The organism is Streptosporangium sp. NPDC006930, from assembly GCF_040635605.1.
Classification (GTDB): domain Bacteria; phylum Actinomycetota; class Actinomycetes; order Streptosporangiales; family Streptosporangiaceae; genus Streptosporangium.
Map to the genome: position 1 here is coordinate 1 of NZ_JBEYID010000036.1, position 24,652 is coordinate 24,652.

The following is a 24,652-nucleotide window of genomic DNA, read 5'->3' on the forward strand; positions in this document are numbered from 1 at the left end:
GGCGAGATCCCGAAGAACCCGGGATCGAACTCCCCGGCCTCGTGCAGGAACCCACCCTCACGCACATAACTGGTCCCCCGGCTCTCCCGATCCGGGTTGTACAACGTCCCGAGGTCCCAGCCGCGTGACGTCGGGAACCCGGTGATCGCGTCGGTCTCCTCGACCACCAGGCGCCACAAGTCCTCCGGAGAAGACACCCCACCCGGATAACGACACGCCATCCCCACGATCACCACCGGATCGTCGGCCACCGACCGCACCACCGGCGAGAGCACATCCGCATCGGCCCGCTCACCGAGCAACTCACCCAGCAGGAACTCCGCCAGCCCAACCGGAGTCGGGTAATCGAAGACCAGCGTCGCCGGCAGGCGCAGCCCGGTCGCCGCGTTCAACCGATTGCGCAACTCCACCGCGGTCAGGCTGTCGAAGCCCAGCTCAAGGAACTCCCGCCGAACATCCACCGCCTCCGGCGAGGCATGCCCCAGGACCACCGCCACCTGCGCCCGCACCGTCTCCACCATCAACCGCACCCGATCGGCCTCACCCAACCCGGCCAGCCGCCCCACCAGCGCACCGTCACCGACCATGACCGACGACGCCGCCGATCTGCGCGAGCCCCGCACCAGCCCGCGCAGCAGATGCGGCACCTCACCACCCACCCGCACCGCCGCCAGATCCAACCGCGCGATCACCAGCGCCGGACGATCCGTCGCACTCACCGCGTCGAAGGACGCCAGTCCCTGCCCAGGCGAGAACGGCGCCATCCCGGAACGCGCCATCCGCCGCAGATCCACCTCATCCAACCCGCCTGTCATCCCCGCGTCCTGCGCCCACGGACCCCATGCCAACGAACGCCCGGCCAGCCCTCGCGCTCGCCGATGCTCCGCCAGCGCGTCCAAGAACGCGTTCGCCGCCGCGTAGTTGCCCTGCCCCGCCCCACCGAACGTCCCCGCCACCGACGAGAACACGATGAAATCGGCCAGATCCTCATCTTGGGTCAGCTCATGCAGATGCCACGCCGCATCCACCTTCGGCCGCAACACCGTGTCCAACCGCTCCGGTGTCAGCGACGGAATCGTCCCGTCATCCAGCACACCCGCGGTATGAATCACCGCCGTCAACGGGTGTTCCTCCGGCACTTCGGCCAGCAACGCCGCCACCTGATCCCGATCGGCCACATCACACGCCGCGATGGTGACCTCGACCCCATGCGCGATCAACTCGGCCCGCAACTCCACCGCCCCCGGAGCATCCAACCCCCGACGGCTGGTCAGCAGCAGACGACGCACCCCCCGCTCGGCCACCACATGCCGCGCGAACAAACCCCCCAGACCACCCGTACCACCAGTGATCAACACCGTCCCCTCGGAATCCCAGACCCGCCCCTCACCCAAATCAGAGTCAGCCCCGGAGCCGGACGACGCCGCCCGTACCAGCCGGGCAACCCACACCTCACCCCTGCGCACCGCCACCTGCGGCTCACCCGAGGCCAACACCCCCGCCAACACAGACGACGACAACTCATCGTCGATGTCCACCAGCACGAACCGACCAGGATTCTCCACCTGCGCAGAACGCACCAACCCCCACACCGCCGCAGCCCCCAAATCCACGACCACCTCACCCTCACCCGCGACCACCGCACCCCGCGTCACCACCACCAACCGCGAACCCACACACCGCTCATCGGCCAACCACCCCTGCACCAACCCCAGAACACGAACGGTCAAAGCACGCACCGCCCCCACCACATCCCCGTCAGACCCCACCACGACGGTCACCACCTCCGGCACCACCTCCAGCGCCGCCAACTCCGCCACCGGATCCGATGCCGGATCCAGGGACAGCTCGGCCGTACGACTGACGGAGCCGGACACCGAGGAGGTCGCCGTCTCCGGCCTCCGCACCCACTCCTGGTGGAACAGCGCGTCCCGCCCCAGCACCCGACCGTCGGCGACGGGGAGGTCCTCCGTCGATACCGGGCGCAGCAGCAGTGAGCGCACCGAGAGCACCGGCTCCCCGACCACGTCCACCGCGCTCAACGACAGCTCACCATCACCCACCCACGCCAACCGCACCCGCAGCACCGACGCCCCACCCGCGTGCAGACACACCCCACCCCACGAGAACGGCAACCGCACACCCTCAAAACCACCCAGATCAGCGAAAGCCACCACATGCAACGCCGCATCCAGCAACGCCGGATGCAAACCGAAACCACCCGCATCGGCAACCCGATCAGGCAACACCACCTCGGCGAACACCACACCGTCCTCGCCACGCCAGGCTCCCCGCAACCCCTGGAACACCGGCCCATAACCCAGCCCGCCCTCGGCCAGCCGCTCGTACAACCCATCCACCTCGAGCACCGACGCACCCTTCGGCGGCCACACCCCACCCTCGAAAGGCTCGAACCGCTCCCCGGCCTGGCCGTCGGACGCCAGCACGCCGATCGCGTGCCGTACCCAGGGTTCCTCGTCTCCGGCCTCCGCAGGGCGGGCGTGAATGCTCACCTCACACCGGCCTGACTCGTCCGGTGTCCTCACCCATACCTGCACCGCCACCGCGTCCCGTTCGCCGAGCACCAGCGGAGCGGTCAGGGTGAGTTCTTCGACCAGGTCACAGCCGACCTCATCACCGGCCCGTACCGCCAACTCCAGGAACCCGGTACCCGGGAAGATCACCGTCCCGCCCACCATGTGATCGGCCAGCCACGGATGCGACGTCAGCGAGACACGGCCGGTCAGCAACACCCCATCCGAACCGGCCACTCCCACAGCGGCTCCCAGCAGCGGATGGCTCGCAGCCGCGAGTCCCGCCGCCGTCACGTCTCCCATCTGCGAGCCGACGCCATCGGGCCAGAACCGTTCGCGCTGGAAGGCGTACGTCGGCAGATCCACTCGGGCGACCCGGGGAAGCGCCGCCGGCCAGTTCACCGGCACCCTGCGCACGTGCAGCGCGGCGAGCGCCATCATGATCGATTTTTGCTCGTCCTGGCCCCTACGCAGGGCCGGTACCAGCAGCACGTCCGGATCCGCCGCCGACCTCGCCTCCGCGCCGCTCGCCGATCCCGCGAACGCAGCCCCACGCGTTATCCCACCGGTGTTCGTGTCAGCGAGCGCGGTGAGGGTGTCGTCGGCCATCGCGGTGAGCACACCGTCGGGGCCGAGTTCCAGGTAGGCCCGCACCCCCTGAGCGTGCAGGGTGCGCACGCCGTCGGCGAAGCGAACCGCGCCACGCACCTGCTCCACCCAGTACTCCGGCGAACACAACCGCTCCGCCGTCGCCGACTCCCCGGTCAACGTCGACACGATCGGGATCTCCGGCGGGCTGAAGGAGAGCGACCCGGCCACCGCGCGGAACTCCTCCAGCATCGGGTCCATCAGCGGGGAGTGGAACGCGTGCGACACCCGCAACCGCTTCGCCCTGATACCCCGCTCCTCCAGGGCGGCGGCCACCTCCAGCACCGCCTCCTCAACCCCGGAGATCACCACCGAGGACGGGCCGTTCACCGCCGCGACCGACACCTCCTTCTCCCGCCCGGCCAGCAGCTCGACGACCTCCTCCTCAGAAGCCGCCACCGCCACCATCGCCCCACCCACAGGAAGCGCCTGCATCAACCGCGCCCGACCCGCCACCAACACACACGCATCCGCCAGCGACAACACCCCCGCCACATGAGCCGCCGCGATCTCCCCAACCGAATGACCCGCCAGCACATCCGGCCGCACCCCCCACGACGACACCAACCGGAACAACGCCGTCTCCACCGCGAACAACGCCGGCTGCGCCCACCCCGTCCGATCCAGCAACCCCGCCTCCACCGACCCCGGCTCGGCGAACAACACCTCACGCAACGACCCCTCAAGCAGCGGATCCAACTCGGCGAACACCGCGTCCAACGCCGCCGCGAACACCGGGAAACGCTCATACAGCTCCCGGCCCATCCCGGCGCGCTGGCTGCCCTGACCGGTGAACAGGAACGCGACCTTGCCTCCGCTCCGCACCGAACCGGTCACCACGCCCGGATCCACCACCCCCCGCGCCAGCGCCGCCAGGCCTCCCACCAACTCCGCACGCCCGGCACCCACCACCACCGCCCGATGCTCGAACGCCGACCGAACCGTCGCCAGCGACACCCCCACCCCAGCCAACCTCGACCCGGACAAACCCTCCACGTGCGACAGCAACCGCTCCGCCTGCGCCCGCAACGCCACCTCACTACGCCCCGACACCACCCACGCGACAGCCCCGCCGTCGACCTCCTCACCACCGGCATCCACCGGTACCTCCACCGGCACCGGAGACTGCTCCAAGATCACATGCGCGTTGGTGCCGCTGATCCCGAACGACGACACCGCGGCCCGGCGCGACCGCTCCACCCGAGGCCACGCCCGTGCCTCGGTCACCAGTTCGACCGCGCCCTCGCTCCAGTCCACATGCGAGGACGGCTCGTCCGCATGCAGCGTGCGCGGCACCATGCCCTCGCGCATCGCCATGACCATCTTGATGATCCCCGCCACACCGGCGGCCGTCTGGGTGTGACCGATGTTCGACTTGATCGATCCCAGCAGCAGCGGCTCCGCGGTGTCGCGGCCCTGTCCGTAGGTGGACATCAGCGCCCGCGCCTCGATGGGATCGCCCAACCGCGTCCCGGTGCCGTGCGCCTCGACCACGTCGACATCCGACGCCGACAGTCCGGCGCTCGCCAGCGCCTGACGAATCACCCGCTGCTGCGAGGGACCGTTCGGCGCCGTCAACCCGTTCGACGCACCATCCTGATTCACCGCAGAACCACGCACCACCGCCAGCACCCGATGACCATTACGCCGAGCATCCGACAACCGCTCCAGCACGAGGATGCCCACGCCCTCGGCCCACCCCACCCCATCGGCCGACTCCGCGAACGACCGACACCGCCCATCCACCGACAAACCCCGCTGCCGAGCGAACCCGATGAACGTGTTCGGCGTCGACATCACCGTCGCCCCGCCCGCCAACGCCAGCGAACAATCCCCAGACCGCAACGCCTGCGCCGCCAGATGCACCGCCACCAGCGAGGAGGAGCACGCGGTGTCCACCGTCACCGCCGGACCCTCCAACCCCAGCGTGTACGACACCCGACCCGACGCCACACTCGGCGCCGTCCCGGTGCCTTCGTAACCCTCGACGGCATCACGCTGGCCGAGACCTTCGACCACCTCGCCGACGGCCGCCTGGTGCACCCGACCGGCCGCGTTGCCCAACGCCAGACCGTAATCGTTGTACATCAAACCGGTGAACACCCCGGTCCGACTCCCCCGCAACGACCCCGGCTCGATCCCCGCCCGTTCCACCGCCTCCCACGACACCTCCAACAACAACCGCTGCTGCGGATCAACCGCCAACGCCTCACGCGGCGACATCCCAAAAAACCCAGGATCAAACTCATCCGCATCATGCAAAAACCCACCATGACGCGTATACGACGTCCCCACCCGACCAGGATCCGGATCATAGATCCCCTCCAGATCCCACCCCCGATTCGTCGGGAACCCAGTGATCGCGTCAGTCTCCTCAACCACCAGACGCCACAAGTCCTCCGGAGAAGACACCCCACCCGGATAACGACACGCCATCCCCACGATCACCACCGGATCGTCGGCCACCGACCGCACCACCGGCGAGAGCACACCCACATCGACCTGCTCGGCGTCCACCGAGCCGAACAGCTCCCCGTGAAGGAACTCCGCCACGCCGTACGAGGTCGGGTAGTCGAAGACGAGCGTCGCGGGCAGCGACAGCCCCGTCGCCGTGGCCAGCTGGTTGCGCAGTTCCACCGCGGCGAGCGAATCCAGCCCCATCGCGCTGAACGCCTGATCGGGCTCCACCGCATCCCCCGACGCGTACCCCAGCACCACCGCCACGTGTCGCCGTACCAGCTCCTCCAGCACCCGCCGGCGTTCGGCCGTGTCCAACCCGTCCAGGCGCCGCCGCAAGCCGTCTTCTCCGCCGCCACCTGCGGCCACCCGGATCGGCCGCCTCGCCGGTACCAGCCCGCGCAGCAACGCCGGTACCTCGCCGCCACGGCCCCGCATCACCTCCGTGTCCACCCGCAGCGGTACCGTCAACGCCGCGTCCGTCCGCACGCTCACGTCGAACAGCCGCACGCCCTCGGCCGCGGACAGCACGGGCAGCCCGAGCCTGGCCAGCCGGTCCCGGTCCGCGTCGGACAGCTCGGAGCTCATGCCGGTGGCCACATCCCACAGCCCGTACGCCAGCGACGTCGCCACCAGTCCTCGCGACCGTCGATGGGCCGCCAGCGCGTTCAGGAACACGTTCGCCGCCGCGTAGTTGCCCTGCCCCGCCGCCAGGACCAGCCCGCCGGCCGAGGACACCAGCGCGAACATCTCCAGCGGCAGATCCCTGGTCAGCTCGTGCAGATGCCAGGCGGCGTCCGCCTTCGGCCGCAGCACCGTCTCCAGCCGGTCTCGCGACAGCGCCTCCAGCACGCCGTTGTCCGCCGTTCCGGCCGCGTGCACCACACCCACCAGCGGGGCCGAGTCGGAAATCGACTCCACGACCCGTACCAGCGACTCCCGATCCCCGACGTCACACGCCATCACGCGAACCTCGGCGCCCAGCGCCGTCAGCTCCCGCACCAGCGTCTCGACGCCCTCCGCCGACGGCCCTCGCCGGCTCACCAGCAGCAGGGAACGCACGCCGTGATCGGTCACCAGACGACGAGCCAGCAACGCCCCCAATCCGCTCGTACCTCCCGTCACCAGCACCGTCCCCGCCGCCAACCCGGCGGAGCCGTCGGCCGGCTCGGCGGAGTCCGGGCCCGAGCCGTCGGCGGGCCGCTCAGGCCTGGCCATCCTGACCAGCCGGGGCACCAGGAACGTCTCCGACCGCACCGCGAGTTCCGGCTCGCCGGAGGCCACCGCCGCCCGCACCGCCGCGTCCCGTTCCTGGTCCTCCTGAAGATCCAGCAGCACGAAGCGCCCGGGGTGCTCGGCCTGCGCCGCCCGCACCAGTCCCCATACCGGCGCGACCGTCACATCCACGTCCGCGCCCTCGCTCACCGCCACCGCGCCCCTGGTCACCACCACCAGAGGTGCCGATCCCCGGCTCTCCCGCTCCAGCCACGCCTGCAGCGCCTCAAGCACGTCTCCGGTCACCGAGCGCACCACGTCCGGCGTCTCGCCGGTCGGCGGTGCCGCGCAGTCCACCACCGCGATCGAGTCATCGGCACCGACAGCCGGGCCGGACACGTCGGAGGCCTGGTCGGCGGCGAGCGCGGACCACTCCGTCACCCGCGCCGAACCGGCCGTGGGCATCTCGATCGGGTTCCACTCCACCAGGAACAGGGACCGCTCCCCTGCCGCGCCCAACTGCTCCGCCGACACCGGACGCCCCACCATCGATCCCGCCGACAGCACCGGTCGGCCGTTCTCGTCGGCCACGTCCAGGACCAGCGTGTGCTCGCCCGAATGCCGTACCCGCACCCGCAGCGTCGAGGCGCCCGCCGCGTGCAGCACCACCTGCCGCCACACGAACGGCAACACCGCCCGCCCGCCGCTCGCCACGCCCGAGGGATCGATGAGTGATACGTGCATCGCCGCGTCCAGCAGGGCCGGATGCACACCGAACCGCCCCGCCTCCGTGGCCATCCGCTCACCCAGCACGACCTCGGCGAACAGCTCCTCCCCTCGCCGCCACGCCGCGCGCAACGCCTGAAACGCCGGACCGTAGCCGTAGCCGACCTCGGCCAGCCGTTCGTAGGCCCCCGTCACGTCCACCTCGGCCGCCCCCGCCGGCGGCCACTGCACCAGATCGAATCCCGGCTCCTCCGCTCGCTCTGCGAGCACTCCCTGGGCGTGCAGCGTCCAGTCGCCGCCCTCTCGCCCGTCCGCCCGGGAATACACCCGGACCGCGCGCCTTCCGGCCTCACCGGGGCCGTCGACCACCACCTGGACCCGCACCCCACCGGTCTCCGGAAGCACCAGCGGCGCCTGCAGCGCCAGTTCCTCCAGCACCGCGCAGCCGACCTCGTCGCCCGCGCGGACCACCAGTTCCACGAATCCCGTTCCCGGCAGCAGCACCCGGCCCAGAACCTCGTGGTCGCGAATCCACGGGTGGGTCGACGCCGACATCCGCCCGGTCAGGACCACCCCGTCCGACTCCGGTGACACCATCACCGCTCCCAGCAGCGGGTGGAGCGCCGTCTCAAGCCCCAGACCCCGCGCGTCCCCGCCTCGCCTGCCGCTCGGCCAGAACCGCTCCTTCTGGAAGGCGTAGGTGGGCAACTGCACCCGGCGGGCGTCGGGGAGCACGGCCGGCCAGCTCACCGGTACTCCACGCACGTACAACCCGGCCAGCGCCGTCACGATCGTCTTCTGCTCGTCCTGGCCTCCGCGCAGTACCGACGCCAGCAGCGCGTCCGGACCGGAAGCGGTTCCGGCCTCCACGTCGGCGAGCGCTGCGAGGGTGTCGGACGCCATCGCGGTGAGCACACCGTCGGGGCCGAGTTCCAGGTACGCCCGCACACCCTGCTCGTGCAGGGTACGGACGGCGTCGGCGAAGCGGACCGCGCCACGGACCTGCTTCACCCAGTACTCCGGCGAGCACAACTGCTCGGCCGTGGCCTGCTCCCCGGTCAGGGTCGAGACCACCGGAATCCGCGGCGGGTCGTAGGTGAGCGACCCCGCCACCACCCGGAACTCCTCCAGCATCGGGTCCATCAACGGCGAGTGGAAGGCGTGCGACACCCGCAACCGCTTCGCCCGGATCCCCCGCTCCTCCAGGGCGGCGGCCACCTCCAGCACCGCCTGCTCAACACCGGAGATCACCACCGAGAACGGGCCGTTCACGGCCGCGACCGACACCTCACCCTCGCGCCCGGCGAGCAACTCGGCGACCTGCTCCTCGGAGGCCCGCACCGAGACCATCGCCCCACCCGCGGGCAACGCCTGCATCAACCGCGCCCGGGCCGCCACCAGCGCACACGCGTCGGCGAGCGACAACACACCGGCCACATGGGCCGCAGTGATCTCCCCGACCGAATGCCCCGCCAGCACACCCGGCCGCACCCCCCACGAGGACACCAGCCGGAACAACGCGGTCTCCACCGCGAACAGCGCCGGCTGCGCCCACCCGGTCCGATCCAGCGCCTCAGCCTCAGCCGACCCCGGCTCGGCGAACAACACCTCACGCAACGACCGGCCACCCAGCCCTCCGGCCGATCCACGCTCCACCCCCTCAAGCAACGGATCCAGTTCCGCGATCACCGCGTCCAATGCCTGCGCGAACACCAGGAAACGGTCATACAGCTCCCGGCCCATCCCCGCCCGCTGACTGCCCTGGCCGGTGAACAGGAACGCCGGCTTCGGCTCCGGCCCGGCCACCCCGCGCACCACACCCGCACCCGGCAGGTCCTCGGCCAGCGCACCCAACCCGGCGAGCACGCCGTCACGATCACCGACCACCACCGCCCGATGATCGAACGCCGACCGCGTCGTCGCCAGCGAGAACGCCACATCGGCCAGGCCAAGATCAGGCTCACCCTCCAGGAACGACGCCAACCGCCCGGCCTGCGCCCGCAACGCCCCCGCAGAACGACCCGACACCAGCACCGGCACCGGCACCGCGCCCGGTTCGACCTCGCCTCGCGGAGCCTTCGGCTCCCGCCGCGCCTCGTCGGTTTCGGACTCGGGGAACTGCTCGATGATCACGTGCGCGTTGGTGCCACTGATCCCGAACGACGACACCGCGGCCCGGCGCGGACGGCCCGTCCGCGGCCATTCCACCGGCTCGGTCAGCAGCTGCACCGCGCCCGAGGCCCAGTCCACGTGCGAGGAAGGCTCGTCCACATGCAATGTCCGGGGCAGCACCCCGTGCCGCATCGCGAGCACCATCTTCATCACACCGGCCACGCCGGCCGCCGCCTGCGTGTGACCGATGTTCGACTTGATCGACCCCAGCAGCGCCGGCCGGTCCTGCGGCCGGTCCTGGCCGTAGGTCTCCAGCAGGGCCTGGGCCTCGATCGGGTCACCCAGCGTCGTACCGGTCCCGTGCCCCTCCACCGCGTCGACATCCGACGTCGAGAGCCCCGCTCCGGCCAGGGCCTGACGGATCACCCGCTGCTGAGACGGACCGTTCGGCGCGGTCAGACCGTTGGACGCGCCGTCCTGGTTCACCGCAGAGCCGCGCACCACCGCGAGCACCTCGTGGCCGTTGCGGCGCGCGTCCGACAGCCGCTCCAGCACCAGCACCCCGACACCCTCCGACCAGCCGACCCCATCGGCCGAGTCGGCGAACGACCGGCACCGCCCGTCAGAGCTCAGACCGCCCTGGCGGGAGAAGTCGACGAAGGTGTCCGGGGTCGCCATCACCGTCACCCCACCGGCCAGCGCCAGCGAGCACTCACCCGAGCGCAGTGCCTGAGCCGCCAGATGCAACGCCACCAGCGACGACGAGCACGCGGTGTCCACCGTGACCGCCGGACCCTCCAGACCCAGCGTGTACGACACCCGCCCGGAGGTCACGCTGCCCGTGGTCCCGTTGACCACGATCCCGCGCAGTTCCTCCGGTGCGCCGTCTCCCGTCGACGGATAGTCGTGGTACATCATCCCGGCGAAGACACCGGCTCGACTGCCCTTCAGGGTGAGCGGGTCGATGCCCGCCCGTTCGACGGCCTCCCAGGAGGTCTCGAGCAGCAGTCGTTGCTGGGCGTCGATCGCCAGCGCCTCGCGCGGCGAGATCCCGAAGAACGGCGCGTCGAACTCGGCCGCGTCGTACAGGAATCCGCCCGCGCGGGCGAAGGACGTGTCGGGAAGCTCCCAGCCTCGGTCGGCGGGGAAGTCCGAGATGACGTCCCTGCCCTCGGTGACCAGTTCCCAGAGCTGTTCCGGAGAGGTGACGCCGCCCGGATAGCGGCAGGCCATGCCGACGATGACGATCGGGTCCCCGGCGAGGGGGGCCGTGACCTGCGCGGAGGGCGTGGGGGCCGCCTCGACGCCGTCGAGGCGCTCGCGGATGAAGCCGGTCACCGCCGTCGGGGTGGGCTGGTCGAACACCAGCGTGGCGGGCAGCCGGATGCCGGTCGCCTCGGTCAACCGGTTGCGCAGTTCCACCGAGGTGAGGGAGTCCAGGCCGAGGTCCTGGAAGGTGAGATGCGGCGAGATCGCGTCCGCCGAGGCGTGCCCCAGCACGGCGGCCACCTGACCGAGTACCAGCGTGGAGACGGCCTCGCCGAGTTCCTCTCCCGACAGGGCGCCGAGGGCGTCGGAGCCGGTGGAGGCGACGGCGGCCCGCCGGATGGGAGCGGGCACCAGGGCGCGGAAGACCTCCGGCACATGGCTCCGCGCCCGTAGTGCGGCCCGGTCCAACCGCGCCGCCACCGGCGCCGGCTCCGGGCTCGCCAGCGCGGCGTCGAGGAAGGCGAGCCCCTGCTCGCCGGACAGGGGGCGCAGTCCGACCCGTGCCATGCGCCGCATGTCCGTCTCGGTGAGGGCGGCGGTCATGCCGGTGTCCTGCCGCCACGGCCCCCACCCGATCGACAGGCCCGCCAGTCCTCGGGCGGTGCGCTGCCGCACGAGGGCGTCGAGGAAGGCGTTCGCCGCGGTGTAGCTCGCCTGGCCTCCGTTGCCGAGCGTTCCGAACACCGAGGAGAACAGCACGAAGGCGGTCAGATCGAGATCGCGGGTGAGCTCGTGCAGGTGCCAGGCGCCGTCCGCCTTCGGCCGCAGCACGGTGTCCATCCGCTCGGGTGTCAGTGCCTCGACCAGCCCGTCGTCGAGCACGCCCGCGGCGTGGACCACCCCGGTGAGCGGGTGCTCCGGGGAGATCCCGGCGATCAGTTCGGCGAGGGCTTCGCGGTCGGACACGTCACAGGCGACGGCCGTGACCTCGGCCCCCAGGACGGTCAGCTCCGAGGTCAGTTCCGCGGCGCCCTCGGTGTCCATGCCGCGACGACCGACCAGTGTCAGGTGACGTACGCCGTGCTCGGTCACCAGGTGGCGGGCGACGAGCGCGCCCAGCCCGCTCAGGCCACCGGTGACGAGGACGGTGCCCCCGGTACGGAAGGTGGCCGGTGTGAGAGAGGCGGCGGCGCCGACCTCGACGAGTCTCGGCACCCGGAGCAGGCCGTCGCGTACCGCGATCTGCGGCTCGGTGGAGTCGAGCGCCGCGACCAGCGTCTCACCGGTCACCCGCTCGACGTCGAGGTCGAGCAGGAGGAACCGCCCCGGGTTCTCCGCCTGCGCCGAGCGCACCAGACCCCAGGCCGCCGCGGCGACGGGATCGGGCTCGGCCTCGGCGTCGACGGCAACCGCCCCACGCGTCACGAAGATCACGGGAGTGTCGGTGTGCTCGTCGCGCCCGCTCTCCCGCAGCCGGGCCAGGACCGCCGAGGTCACCGACCGTACGGCGGCCGGAACGTCGTCTTCGGCCGGTGTGATGACTTCGACCAGCGTCACGTCCGCGGCCGGGTCGGGCTCGTGTACGAGGTCCGCCGTCTGCCCGGCCGCGCGCAGGGCGGCGACGAGACCGCGTTCGTCGGAGCCGAGCACCGACCAGCGCCTCGCCGGATGGTCCTCGCTCCCGGATTCCGGTGCGAGCGGCCAGTCCAGTCGCAGCAGAGGTCCGCCGGTGCGCGTCGCGGGCCGCGCATCGTTCGGCCGGAGCGCGAGGGATCGTACCGAGGCGACCAGGCCGCCCTCGGCGTCGGCCACGACCAGCGTGATGGCGTCCGTACCGGTTCCGCTCATCCGGACGCGGAGCGTCGAGGCGCCGGACGCGTGCAGGGACACCCCGGCCCAGGCGAACGGGAGCAGCCCACCGTTCGCCTCGTCGATCCCGGTGAGGGACGCCACGTGCAGCGCGGCGTCGAGCAGGGCCGGGTGCAGCCCGTAAGAGCCCGCGTCGGCGGCGGGGCCTTCCGGCAGGGCGACCTCGGCGAACACGTCCCGGCCGGTACGCCAGACGGCGCGCACCCCCTGGAACGCGGGGCCGTAGGAGAAGCCCGCCTCCGCCCGCCGCTCGTAGAAACCGTCGAGGTCCATCGGGACGGCGTCGGCGGGGGGCCATTCACCCATGCCGGGGTCGGGGACGCCCGGCACGCCGGGAGTGAGCACGCCGGTGGCGTGCCGGGTCCAGGGTGCCTCCGGCTCGTCCACCGCCTGGGAGTACACGCCGATCGTCCGGGCTCCGTCGCCGTCGGCGGCGCTGAGCGCGACCTGCAGCCGCACGTCGCCCCGTTCGGGCAGCGTGAGTGGCGCGGTGAGGGTGAGTTCCTCCACCAGGCCGCATCCGACCTCGGCGGCCGCCCGCGTGGCCAACTCGACGAAGGCCGTGCCGGGGAACAGCACCCGTCCTGCCACCACGTGGTCGGACAGCCACGGGTGCGCGGCCGTCGAGACCAGGCCGGTGAACAGGAACCCGCCGGTGTCGGGCAGTTCCACCGCCGCGCCGAGCAGCGGGTGTCGCGGCCGGTCCAACCCCGCCGAGGTGACGTCGCCCACGGTCGCCGAGGGGTCCGGCCAGTACCGCTCCCGCTGGAACGCGTACGTCGGCAGGTCCACCCGGCGAGCCGCGGTACCTGAGAACAGCTCCGGCCAGCGCACCGGCGTCCCGCGCACGTACAGCCGGGCGGCCGCCGCCAGTGCGGCGGCGGCCTCGCCGCGGTCCCTGCGCAGGATGGGGAACGCCTGCGGTTCCGGCGTCCCCGCAGGGTTCCGGCCGGTCTCCGGAGACGGGTTCCGGCCGGTGGCCGGGGCGAGGTTACGGCCGGCCTCCGGGGCGAGGTTCTGGTGGACGAGCGCCGACAGCCCGCCGTCGGGGCCGAGCTCCAGGAAGACCGTGGCCCCCGCCGCCGCGGCGGCGCGGATCGCGTCGGCGAAGCGCACCGGACGCGTGACGTGGTCCACCCAGTACTGCGGCGAGCACAGGTACGCGGCGTCGACGGGAGCGCCGGTCACGGTGGAGACGATGGCCCTCTTCGGCGGGTGGAAGGTCAGCTCTTCGGCGACCTCCCTGAACTCCGCCAGCATGGGCTCCATCAGCGGCGAGTGGAAGGCGTGGCTCACCCGCAGGCGCCTGGCCCCGTCGAAGCGCGCGGCGACGCGCAGGACGGCCTCCTCGGCTCCGGCGATCACGACGGAGGAGGGGCCGTTCACCGCGCCGATGACGGCCCCGTCCTCCAGCGCCGCCTCGACCTGCGCCTCGCCGGCCTGGACGGACACCATCGCCCCGCCTTCGGGCAGGCGCTGCATCAGCCGGCCCCTGGCGGCGACGAGCGTGCAGGCGTCGTCCAGCGACAGCACGCCTGCCACGTGGGCCACGGCGATCTCGCCGATCGAGTGCCCCACCAGCAGGTCGGGGGTCACGCCCCAGGACTCGACCAGGCGGAAGAGCGCCACCTCGATCGCGAAGAGCGCCGGTTGGGCGTACTCGGTGCGGTCCAGCGGCCCGGCGTCCGCGCCGAACATCACCTCGACAGGGGATCTCTCCAGCCTGCCGGCGAGCCGCGCGAACACCTCGTTGAGCGCGCGGGCGAAGACCGGGAAGCGGGCGGCGAGTTCGCGGCCCATTCCGATCCGCTGCGCGCCCTGTCCCGCGAACAGCATCGCGAGCGAGCCGGGCGTGCCGGCGACGCCGCGGGCCACCTCGGTCACGCCGTCGGCTCCGGACAGCAGTACCGCCCGGTGGGCGAACTCCGAGCGGCCCGTCACCAGCGAGTACCCGATGTCGGCCGGATCGGCTCCGCTCTCGGCGGCGAAGGACGCCAGCCGGTCGATCTGGGCGCCGAGCGCGGCCTCGGTCTTGCCGGAGACCACCCAGGGCACCGGCGCGGGTGCCCCCGGTGTCGTGCTCGGTGTCGTGCTCGGTGTCGCGGCGGGCTCGGAGGGATCGGCCTGCCCGGGCGATCGCTCGGCGGAGGGGTCCGGCACCTGTTCGACGATCACGTGCGCGTTGGTGCCGCTGATACCGAACGACGACACCCCGGCCCGGCGGGGCCGCCCGGCCTCCGGCCATCCGGCGCGTTCGGTCACCAGCCCGACCGCGCCGGCCGACCAGTCCACGCGCGAGGTGGGGGCGTCGACGTGCAGCGTCCGCGGCACGATTCCCTGCCGCATGGCCATCACCATCTTGATCACGCCCGCGACCCCCGCGGCCGCCTGGGTGTGACCGATGTTCGACTTGATCGACCCGAGCAGCAGCGGCCGTTCCCTGTCCTGCCCGTACGTCGCCAGCAGGGCCTGCAGCTCGATCGGGTCGCCCAGTCTGGTGCCCGTGCCGTGCGCCTCCACCACGTCCACATCCGACGGGGAGAGCCCGGCGCCGGTGAGGGCTTGGCGGATCACCCGCTGCTGGGAGACACCGCTGGGAGCGGTCAGGCCGTTGGAGGCGCCGTCGGAGTTCACCGCGGATCCGCGGAGTACGGCGAGCACCCGGTGGCCGTTGCGGCGGGCGTCCGACAGGCGTTCCAGCACCAGCACGCCGGCGCCCTCGGCCCAGCCCGTGCCGTCCGCGGCGTCGGCGAACGCCTTGCACCGCCCGTCCGGGGAGAGGCCGCCCTGCTTGGCGAACTCCAGGAAGATGCCGGGCGTCGACATCACGGTGACTCCGCCCGCCAGCGCGAGCGAGCACTCCCCCGACCGCAGCCCCTGCGCGGCCAGGTGCAGGCCGACCAGCGACGACGAGCACGCGGTGTCCACCGTGATCGCGGGGCCCTCCAGCCCCAGGGTGTAGGCGACCCGGCCGGACAGGACGCTGGGCGAGGTGCCCGTCAGCGTGTAGCCTTCGGCGTCTCCTGACGCTTCGTGCATCCGGGCGCCGTAGTCCTGCGCCATCGCGCCGAGATACACGCCGGTGCGGGTGCCGTCCAGCGACGAGGGCGAGATCCCGGCACGCTCCACCGCCTCCCAGGTCACCTCCAGCGCCAGCCGCTGCTGCGGGTCCATCGCGAGCGCCTCGCGCGGCGAGATCCCGAAGAATCCGGCGTCGAAGTCTCCCGCGGCGTGGAGGAAGCCTCCGGGATGGTCCGCGGCGAGGGTTCCCATCCGCCAGCCGCGGTCGGCGGGCAGCGCGGACACGGCGTCCTCGCCGGTGTCGACGAGCCGCCACAGGCTTTCCGGGGAGTCGATACCGCCCGGGTAGCGGCAGGCCATCCCGATGATCGCGATGGGCTCACCGGCCGCGGGAGTTGAGGCCACCGGTTCCGGAGGCGGAGGTTCGGAACCGGTGGCGGCTGTGGACCCCAGGAACGCGGCGAGTCTCGCCGGCGTGGGGTGGTCGAAGAGGGCGGTGGCGGTCAGCGCCGGCCCGCCGTTCGTGTCGAGCCGGGTCGTGAGCTCGACGAGCATCGCGGAGTCGAAGCCGAGCTCCTTGAACGGCAGGCCGAGGTCGATCCCGTCGGGATCGTAGGTGCCGAGGACCGCCGCGCAGGCGTCGCGGACCAGGTCCAGCGGGCCGCCGGAGCCGGGCCGCCGAACGGTGTCCGACTCCTTTGGCCCGTCCGAGTCGTCCGGCCTCGCGTCGTCCGTCGCCGCCGATCCCGCCCGCGGTGCCGTCCACTCCCGTTCCCTGCCGGACTCCTCCAGCCAGTGGCGGTCCCGCTGGAAGGCGTACGTCGGCAGCTCGACCCGGGAGGCGGCGGGCAGGAACCTCTCCCACTCGACCTCCACCCCGTTCGCGTAGAGCTCGGCGATCGAGGTCAGCACGCGGGAGATCCCCGCGTTGTGCCTCTGAAGGGTGCAGACGGCCACCGCCGGACGGCCGACGGCCCGCGCGCTCTCGTGGATGCTGCCGACCAGCACGGGGTTCGGGCTCACCTCGACGAAGAGACCGAACCCGTCGGCGAGCAGCCGCTCCACCGCGCCCTGGAAGTCGACCGGCCTGCGCAGGTTGCGGTACCAGTAGTCGCCGTCGAGCTCGGCGGTGTCGAGGGGGGCACCGGTCACCGTCGAGTAGAAGGCGATCGCCGAGCCGCGCGGCCGGATCGGCGCCAGCAGCGGTGCCAGGCGCTCCTCGATCTGCTCGACGACGGAGGAGTGCGAGGCGTAGTCGATGTTGACCCGGCCCATCCGCACCGTGTCCGCCCACTCGGCCGTCATCTCGGCCAGCGCCTCGTTGTCCCCGGACACCACCACGGAGGACGGGCTGTTCACGGCGCCGATGGACAGGCGGCCCGCCCAGCGGGCCAGCCGCTCCTCCACGACCTCCAGGGGAAGTCCCACCGAGACCATGCCGCTTCTGCCGGAGAGGACCTCGGTGATCAGCTTCGATCTGGCGGTCACGAGGTACGCGCCGTCCTCCAGTGACAGCGCGCCCGCGACGCACGCGGCGGCGACCTCCCCCTGCGAGTGGCCCACCACCGCGGCCGGTTCCACACCGTACGACCGCCACAGTGCCGCGAGGGAGACCATGATCGCCCACAGCACGGGCTGGATCACGTCGGCGCGCTCCCTGGGCGGGCCACCGGGCTCCCCCCGTACGACGCTCGTCAGCGACCAGTCGACGAACGGCGCCAGCGCCGCCTCGCATTCCGCCATGGCGGCGGCGAACGCCGGGGAGGAGTCGAGCAGCTCCGCCCCCATCCCGGCCCACTGCGATCCCTGACCGGGAAAGACGAAGACCTGCTGGCCGGGGCGTTGCCACACGCCGGCCAGCGGCGCGGTGTGCTGACCGAGGCCGAGGACGAGACGCATCTGATCGAGGCGCTCCACCCGGTCGGACAGCACGCCACCGGAAGCGGACTCGACCTCGGTCCTGCCGCGCACCACTCCCGGCGCGGAGCGCCCCTCCGACAGTGCGTCCAGCGCGTGGAGCAGCTGCTCGCGTCCGTCGCCGACGACGACCGCTCGATGGCGCAGACCGGCCCGCGTCGTGGCCAGCGAGAAGGCCACGTCGCCGGTCGAGAGGTCCTCCCGTTCCCTGACGTGGCGGGCGAGCCGCGCCGCCTGCGCCCGCAGCGCGCCCTCGGTGTGGCCGGACAGCGGCCAGGTCACCGGGGCCGGCGCCTCGGCGCCCTCGGGTACGGCGATCCCGCCCGCGGCCACCGGGGCCGGCGAGGTGCGCTCGGGGGCGGAGGTCAGCACGACGTGGCAGTTGGTGCCGCCGATACCGAACGAGGAGACGCCCGCGATGATCCGCCCGTCACCGTCACCGTCGTTCACCGGCCACGGCGTCGGAGAGCCCACCACCCGCAGGTTCCACTCGTCGAAGCGGATCGCGGGGTTCGGCCGCTCGAAGTTCAGGCTCGGCGGCAGCAGCCGGTGCTCGATGGCCAGCACGGTCTTGAGCAGCCCGACGATGCCGGCGGCGCCCTCCAGATGGCCGACGTTGGTCTTGGCCGATCCCACCCACAACGGCGCGTCCGAGCGGCCGGTACCGTGCACCGCGCCGAGCGCCGCGGCCTCGACGGGGTCGCCCACCCTGGTGCCGGTGCCGTGCAGCTCGACGTAGCCGACGCTCGCCGGGTCCACACCGGCGCGCCGGTACGCGGAGCGCAGCACCCGCTCCTGCGCCCGAGGGCTCGGGGTGGTGAGCGTCTCGCCGGAACCGTCGTTGTTCACCGCGCTGCCCGAGATGACGCAGTACACGTGGTCGCCGTCCGCGAGGGCGCGCGACAGCGGCTTGAGGAGGACGACGGCGCCGCCCTCGCCGCGGACGTAACCGTTCGCCCGCTCGTCGAAGGTGAAACACCTGCCGTCGGGGGACAGCGCGCCGAGTTCCGCGGCCGCCAGGGCGCTCTCCGCGGCGAGGTTGAGCTGGACCCCGCCCGCGAGGGCCATGTCCGACTCGCCGCTGCGGATGCTCTCGCAGGCGAGGTGCACCGCGACCAGCGATGACGACTGGCCGGTGTCCACGGCCATGCTCGGGCCCGTCAGGGCGAGGAAGTGCGACACCCGGTTGGCGAGGATGCTGCGGTTGACGCCCGTGAGCGAGTGGTGGCCGATTCCCGCCGCGCCGTTCTGGCGGCTCAGCAACGCGTAGTCGTCGGCCATCACGCCGATGAACACGCCGACGTCGGTGCCGCGCAGGAGCGCGGGCGCGACACGCGCGTTCTCCAGCGCCTCCCAGCCGAGTTCCAGCATCAGCCGCTGCTGGGGGTCCATCGCACGGGCCTCACGGGGGGAGATCCCGAAGAATCCGGCGTCGAACCGGTCGACCGCGTCCAGGAAGGCGCCGTGCTCGCCGGGACCCGGCTCGGTGTTCGCGCTCCAGCGGCCGGGTGGCACCGTGGACACGGCGCTCACTCCGTCGCGCAGCAGCCGCCAGAACTCCGCCGGACCTGGCGCGGAGGGCAACCGGCAGGACACTCCGACGATCGCGATGCGATCGTCCTCCGTGCCGGAGTCATGGTCAGGCATGAACTCGGGTCGATTCACGCACCGCTCCCCATACACGTCGTCATGCCGATACGCGGAGACTCGATTCGCCGCCCGGCGAGGGTGGGCGCTCGGATCACCGCGTTCGGCTCGTGGCCTCACGGCCAGCACGAACTATGCCGAGCACGGGCTGCGCGTTTCACTAGTTGTGCGGCCACCGCAGGTCAGGCGGCGCGAGAAGCCGGTGTGGGACGGACCGGCGCGGATCCTAGTGTTTTCACGAGTGCCGTCCGGGTTCTTCTTTGGTTGGCCCGGCACGTGCCCGGAGAGTCCCGCGTCGCGGCGGGGAAGGCGGGATTTTCTGAGCGCCTCCTATCGTCCCGTGCCAACGAGCCCGGCCGGCTGATGAGTGAGGAACCCCATGGCGTTCAGATATCAGGTTTCGAGACCGTACCTCGCAGGACGAGAGATGGAGTACCTCACCGAGGCCGTCAGCTCCGGCTGGATATCCTCGCAGGGCCCCTTCGTCAGGCGCTTCGAGGAGGAGTTCGCCCAGTACAACGGCGTCTCGTACGGCGTCGCGTGCTCCTCGGGAACGACCGCTCTCACCCTCGCGCTGCGGGCGCTCGGGATCGGCCCCGGCGACGAGGTCCTGGTGCCCGAGTTCACCATGGTGGCCACCGCGTGGGCGGTCACCTACACCGGCGCGGTGCCGGTGTTCGTGGACTGCGGCGACGACCTCAACATCGACGTCTCGCTGATCGAGTCCCGGATCACCCCCCGTACCAAGGTCATCATGCCGGTGCACGTCTACGGCCGGCGGTGCGACATGGACGCGATCATGAAGCTGGCGCACGAGTACAACCTGAGGGTGGTGGAGGATTCGGCGGAGGCGCACGGCGTGCGTCCCGTGGGTGACATCGCATGCTTCTCGCTGTTCGCCAACAAGATCATCAGTGCCGGTGAGGGGGGTGTCTGCGTCACCAACAGCGAGCATCTCGCCCAGCAGATGGCCCACCTGCGCAGCATGGCCTTCAGCAAGGAACACGACTTCATCCACAAGAAGCTGGCCTACAACTTCCGCATGACGAACATGCAGGCCGCGGTCGCCCTCGCCCAGCTGGAGCAGATCGACGAGATCCTCGCCATCCGCAAGCGGATCGAGAACCACTACGACAGCGGGCTCGAAGGCATCGAGGGGCTCACCCTCATGCCGCCCCGCGACGTCCTGTGGATGTACGACATCCGGGCGGAGCGGCGGCAGGAGCTGCGGGAGTTCCTCACCGACGCGGGGATCGAGACCCGGCTGTTCTTCCAGCCCATGAGCCGTCAGCCGATGTACTTCAACCCCGACTGGCCGACGCTGAACGCCGCCCGTTTCGCGGCCGACGGGCTCTACCTGCCCACCGACCCCGGGCTGTCCGAGGCCGACCAGGACTTCGTGATCGAGAAGGTGCGAGAGTTCCATCTGGAGGGTCGGCACACGCGCATGTGACCCGTAGGCCGGTACGTCTCCGGGCCTTTGTCCGCCGGTCGCTCCGGACGGTCGTCCGTCCCTGCGTCACCGCTCGTCCGTCCGTGCGTACACGTCACCGCTCGTCCGTCCGGCTCGTGCGTCCGCTCGTGTGTCGCCTCAGATGGCCGTCCGCCGGAACTCCGGCCACAGCTGCGGCCACGGGGCCCGCGGATCGTCGCACCGCCAGATGGGCGTGCCGCGCTCCAGGCCGAGACCGGTGTCCACGGTGCCCACCTGCCGCACGTCGCCGAAGTACGTTCGCAGCCGCTCGCCCTCGTCGCCGACGTACAGCACCGTACGGGTCCCCTCGGGAGGCATCCCGAAGTACCAGTAGCCACGGCTGCCGCTGTACGTTTTCGGCAGCCCACGCTCACCGCCGTAAAACTCGAGGGCGGCGGCCTGCCAGTAGACCCTGGTGATCACCACGGCGTCCCGCCGCTCGTCCGGCGGCAGTGTCCGGTACGCCCGGCTGACCGTGTCGGCGAACTCCGGCCAGCCGAACTGGCCGATCGTGATGAGGTCGACCCCGAGGTTCTCGCCGGCCTTGGGCTGCCGCACCCACTCCGCCGGCAGCACCGGTAGCCAGTAGAGGGACGGCAGCACCGACAGCGCGACGACCGGCCAGGTGGGCACCCAACGCCACCAGCGCGCCGGCCGGCGCCGCTGCAACTCGACCGCGGCCGCGGACCACAGCACGGGGAAGAGCCCGATCACGTAGTACCACCGGCCACCGGCCAGCCAGAAGACCAGGATCACCGTGACGGCGGCCACACCGTAGAACCGGTAGGGCCTGAGCAGCGGGGAGCGCAGGAGCCGCCACAGGCCGTACCAGGCGAGCACGGCCCCGACCAGCAGGCCGGGCTGGGCGAGCACGAGCGGGAGGAACAGCGCGCGGCCACCGTTCAGGCTCACCTCCTCCGACACCGTCCGGACCATCTCGAACTGCGGCCATCCGTTGGCGGCCTGCCACGCGAGTCCGGGAAGCATCGTGAGCAGGGTGATCGCGGCACCGGCCCACAGCAGCGGTCTGCGCGGCAGGTCCCGTGGCCCCACCGCGAGCGCGGCCACCGCCAGCGCGAGCCACAGCAGCGGGATGAGGAACTTGACCTGCAGGGCGACGGCCGTGGCGAGACCCGCCCACAGCAGCGGGCGGTCGTCGGACCGCCCCTCCTCACGCAGCCGGACCCAGCGGATCACCAGCCATGAGACCACCGCCCACAGGAAGCCGTCGAAGGCGTTCGTCGCGAGGAGGTGGCCGTTGACGACCATGCCGATGGCGGACACCGCGGCGGTCATCACCTGTGCCCGGCGCCGGCCGCCCAGCTCCCTCGCGATCTGGGTGGCGACGACGACCCCCAACGCCGTGATCACCGTCGCCGGAAGCCGCAGTGCGACCAGGGATCCGGGAAACAGCGTGTCCATCACGTGCGCGATCAGCGGGAGCAGCGGTGGCTGGTCGGCGTATCCCCAGCTCAGGCGCTCACCGGCCGCCATGAAGTACAGCTCGTCGGCGAAGTAGCCGTATCGGCCACTCGTCGCCAGCAGCAGCACCGCGACCGCCCCGGCGATGACCGACACGGGACCCCGGGCGAGAGGTGCGATCGTGTCCGGAGGCCGGGCGGCCTTCACTGTCGCCGCCCGCGCCCTCATCACCGGCTCGCCCATCCCTCACCCGTCCTGTTCTTCCTTGAACTACAACGCCCCACCGGGAAACGGTCAGGAAAGGGCGAACTCGGGCGAGTAGATGTCAAGCCAGCAATGCATGTCGACTATCTTGTCGAGCAGAAGCTTGTCCCCGTGCGATATCTTCGCCGAGTCCATTTCGACAATGGACTTCAGCCATTCTCGGTTGAACAGCGTGAACAGCGGGCTGTGGACGTCCGACAGCACCTCTTTGGCCTGAATCTGCAAAGTGCTCGAATAGCGGACGTCATGCATCATCGTCGGGTAACCACTCTTCACCCGATTGGCCACCGACGGCGGAAGCAGATCCTTCACGGCGTGCCTCAGCAGGCTCTTCTCCCTGCCGTCGAACGACTTGAGCTTCCAGGGCGTGTTGTAGACGTACTCGACGAGACGGTGATCACAGTAAGGAACCCGCACCTCAAGGCCGACCGCCATGGACAGACGGTCCTTACGGTCGAGCAGCATCCGCAGGAACCGGGTCAGATGCATGTGGAACATGACGCGCATCTGGCGCTCGACCCGCGAGGCGCTGTCGAGGTGATCGACGGCCGCCACCGCCGTCGAGTACTGATCCCCGAGGTAGCCTTCCAATCCCATGGCCTGCAGTGCCTCCGCCGTAAAAGGCATGACGGCAGAAGCACTGGGCTGCGAGTTGAGCACCGCTGCCATCCAGGGAAAGATGGGAAGTGCGCGCATGTCGTCGTGGAACCACCGGTAGCCGCCGAAGTTTTCGTCCGCCGCCTCGCCGGACAGGGCCACCGTCGATTCATTGCGTATTTCTCGAAACAGTCTGTACATCGAGATGTCCGACTCACCGAACGCGTTCGGCGTGTCCCGTGCCGTGATCACGGAGCGGCGAATGGTCGGATCGGCCAGATCATCCGCGCTCAGCACCACCTGCTGGTGTACCGGCTTGATCAGGTCGACCATGTCCTTGACGAACGGCGCGTCCGGGGTGCTCCGAAACACATCCGCCTTGAAACGGTCGACGTGATCGACGAAGTCGACCGAGAACGTACGTAGCCGATCACCGCTCGCGGCCAGCCTGGGCGACGCGAGACTGGCGATCGCGCTGGAGTCCAGCCCACCGGAGAGCAGAACGCACTGGGGCACGTCGGAGATCAGCTGTCGGCTGACGGTGTCGTTGAGCAACTGCCGCACTCGTTCGACCGTCTTCTTCTGGTCGTCGGTGTGCGGCGCCGTCTGGAGTCTCCAGTACGTCCTGTTGCGGATTCCGCTCGCCTGGACGGTGACGATCGTGCCCGGCTCGACCTCGTGCATCCCCTTCCAGATCGCCTGGCCCTGCCCGATTCCGGTCACCGCGGTGCGGATTCCGTCGAGGTCGATGGCCTTGCGAGCGAGCGGGTTGGCCAGAATCGCCTTCGGTTCCGATCCGAACAGCACACCGTCGCGAGTCGGGTAGTAGTAGAGCGGCTTCACCCCCAGCCGGTCACGGATCATGACGAGCTTCTGGTCACGGGAATCCCAGACGGCGAATGCGAACATCCCGTTGAGGTGGTCGGCGACGCCTTCCCCCCATTCGAGATAACCGTGCAACACGACCTCGGTGTCGCTCGCGGTGAGGAACCGGTGCCCTTTGGCCCGCAGTTCCTTGCGCAGCTCGATGAAGTTGTAGGCCTCACCGCTGTACACCAGGACCACGGGACCGTTCGGCGTGGCGAACTCCATCGGCTGCACGCCACCGTCCAGGTCGATGACCGCCAATCTTCGATGACCGAGCGCGACGTGTCGTTGAAGCCATGTTCCGGAGGCGTCGGGCCCGCGCAGCGCCATGGTGGCGGTCATCGCGTCGATCGTGGGCTGCCGTTCGGTCAGATCCGCGTCATAGGACACCCAGCCGGTGATCCCGCACATAAAGGGTTCTCTCCTTGTCCGTCGAAGAAATCGACCGCGGCTCTCATGAGCGGCCTGCCCGGTCCGGATCCCGGCAGATCACCGATGAAGGTCGAGGGAATGCCGGACACCTGGTCTTTTATCGGGGGCGGCCCATACCCGACACTTATTCTGTCGACTGGAGACCTGGGGCGACATCGGAGAGACATCATCGTCCACTTCCGCCCCGGTAATGCAGGTACCGGCTCCGGCACTCTACACAAACCTGATGCTATGAACGTTC

Annotated in this window: 4 protein-coding genes; 1 reads left to right on the top strand and 3 read right to left on the bottom strand. The window is 70.9% G+C overall.

Translation table 11 applies throughout. The annotated features are described in order from the left end of the window. The coding region (locus ABZ664_RS37440; RefSeq protein WP_362521622.1) for an SDR family NAD(P)-dependent oxidoreductase at positions 1 to 19,373 on the bottom strand (19,373 nt) is incomplete at its 3' end. Between the two features lie 409 nt (positions 19,374 to 19,782). On the opposite strand from ABZ664_RS37440, the gene ABZ664_RS37445 reads away from it, so the two are divergent. After that, positions 19,783 to 20,808, top strand: coding sequence for a DegT/DnrJ/EryC1/StrS family aminotransferase (locus tag ABZ664_RS37445; protein ID WP_362521624.1), 1,026 nt, complete (start codon positions 19,783 to 19,785; stop codon positions 20,806 to 20,808). 138 nt (positions 20,809 to 20,946) lie between these two features. Here the strand turns inward: ABZ664_RS37445 and ABZ664_RS37450 are convergent, their stop codons facing one another. Continuing rightward, the gene (locus tag ABZ664_RS37450) at positions 20,947 to 22,494 is read right to left on the bottom strand and encodes a glycosyltransferase family 39 protein (protein ID WP_362521627.1); all 1,548 of its coding nucleotides are present in this window, start codon (positions 22,492 to 22,494) and stop codon (positions 20,947 to 20,949) included. A 51-nt stretch (positions 22,495 to 22,545) separates the two neighbouring features. Next, positions 22,546 to 24,390 (bottom strand): asparagine synthase (glutamine-hydrolyzing), encoded by a 1,845-nt coding sequence (gene asnB / locus ABZ664_RS37455; RefSeq protein WP_362521630.1) that lies wholly within the window; start codon positions 24,388 to 24,390, stop codon positions 22,546 to 22,548. Between the last annotated feature and the right edge of the window lie 262 nt (positions 24,391 to 24,652).

Bases quoted from the DNA above. Each gene is read 5' to 3' on its own strand.
- ABZ664_RS37445 (WP_362521624.1), top strand. From the start codon at position 19,783: ATGGAGTACCTCACCGAGGCCGTCAGCTCCGGCTGGATATCCTCGCAG.
- ABZ664_RS37450 (WP_362521627.1), bottom strand. From the start codon at position 22,494: ATGGGCGAGCCGGTGATGAGGGCGCGGGCGGCGACAGTGAAGGCCGCC.
- asnB (WP_362521630.1), bottom strand. From the start codon at position 24,390: ATGTGCGGGATCACCGGCTGGGTGTCCTATGACGCGGATCTGACCGAA.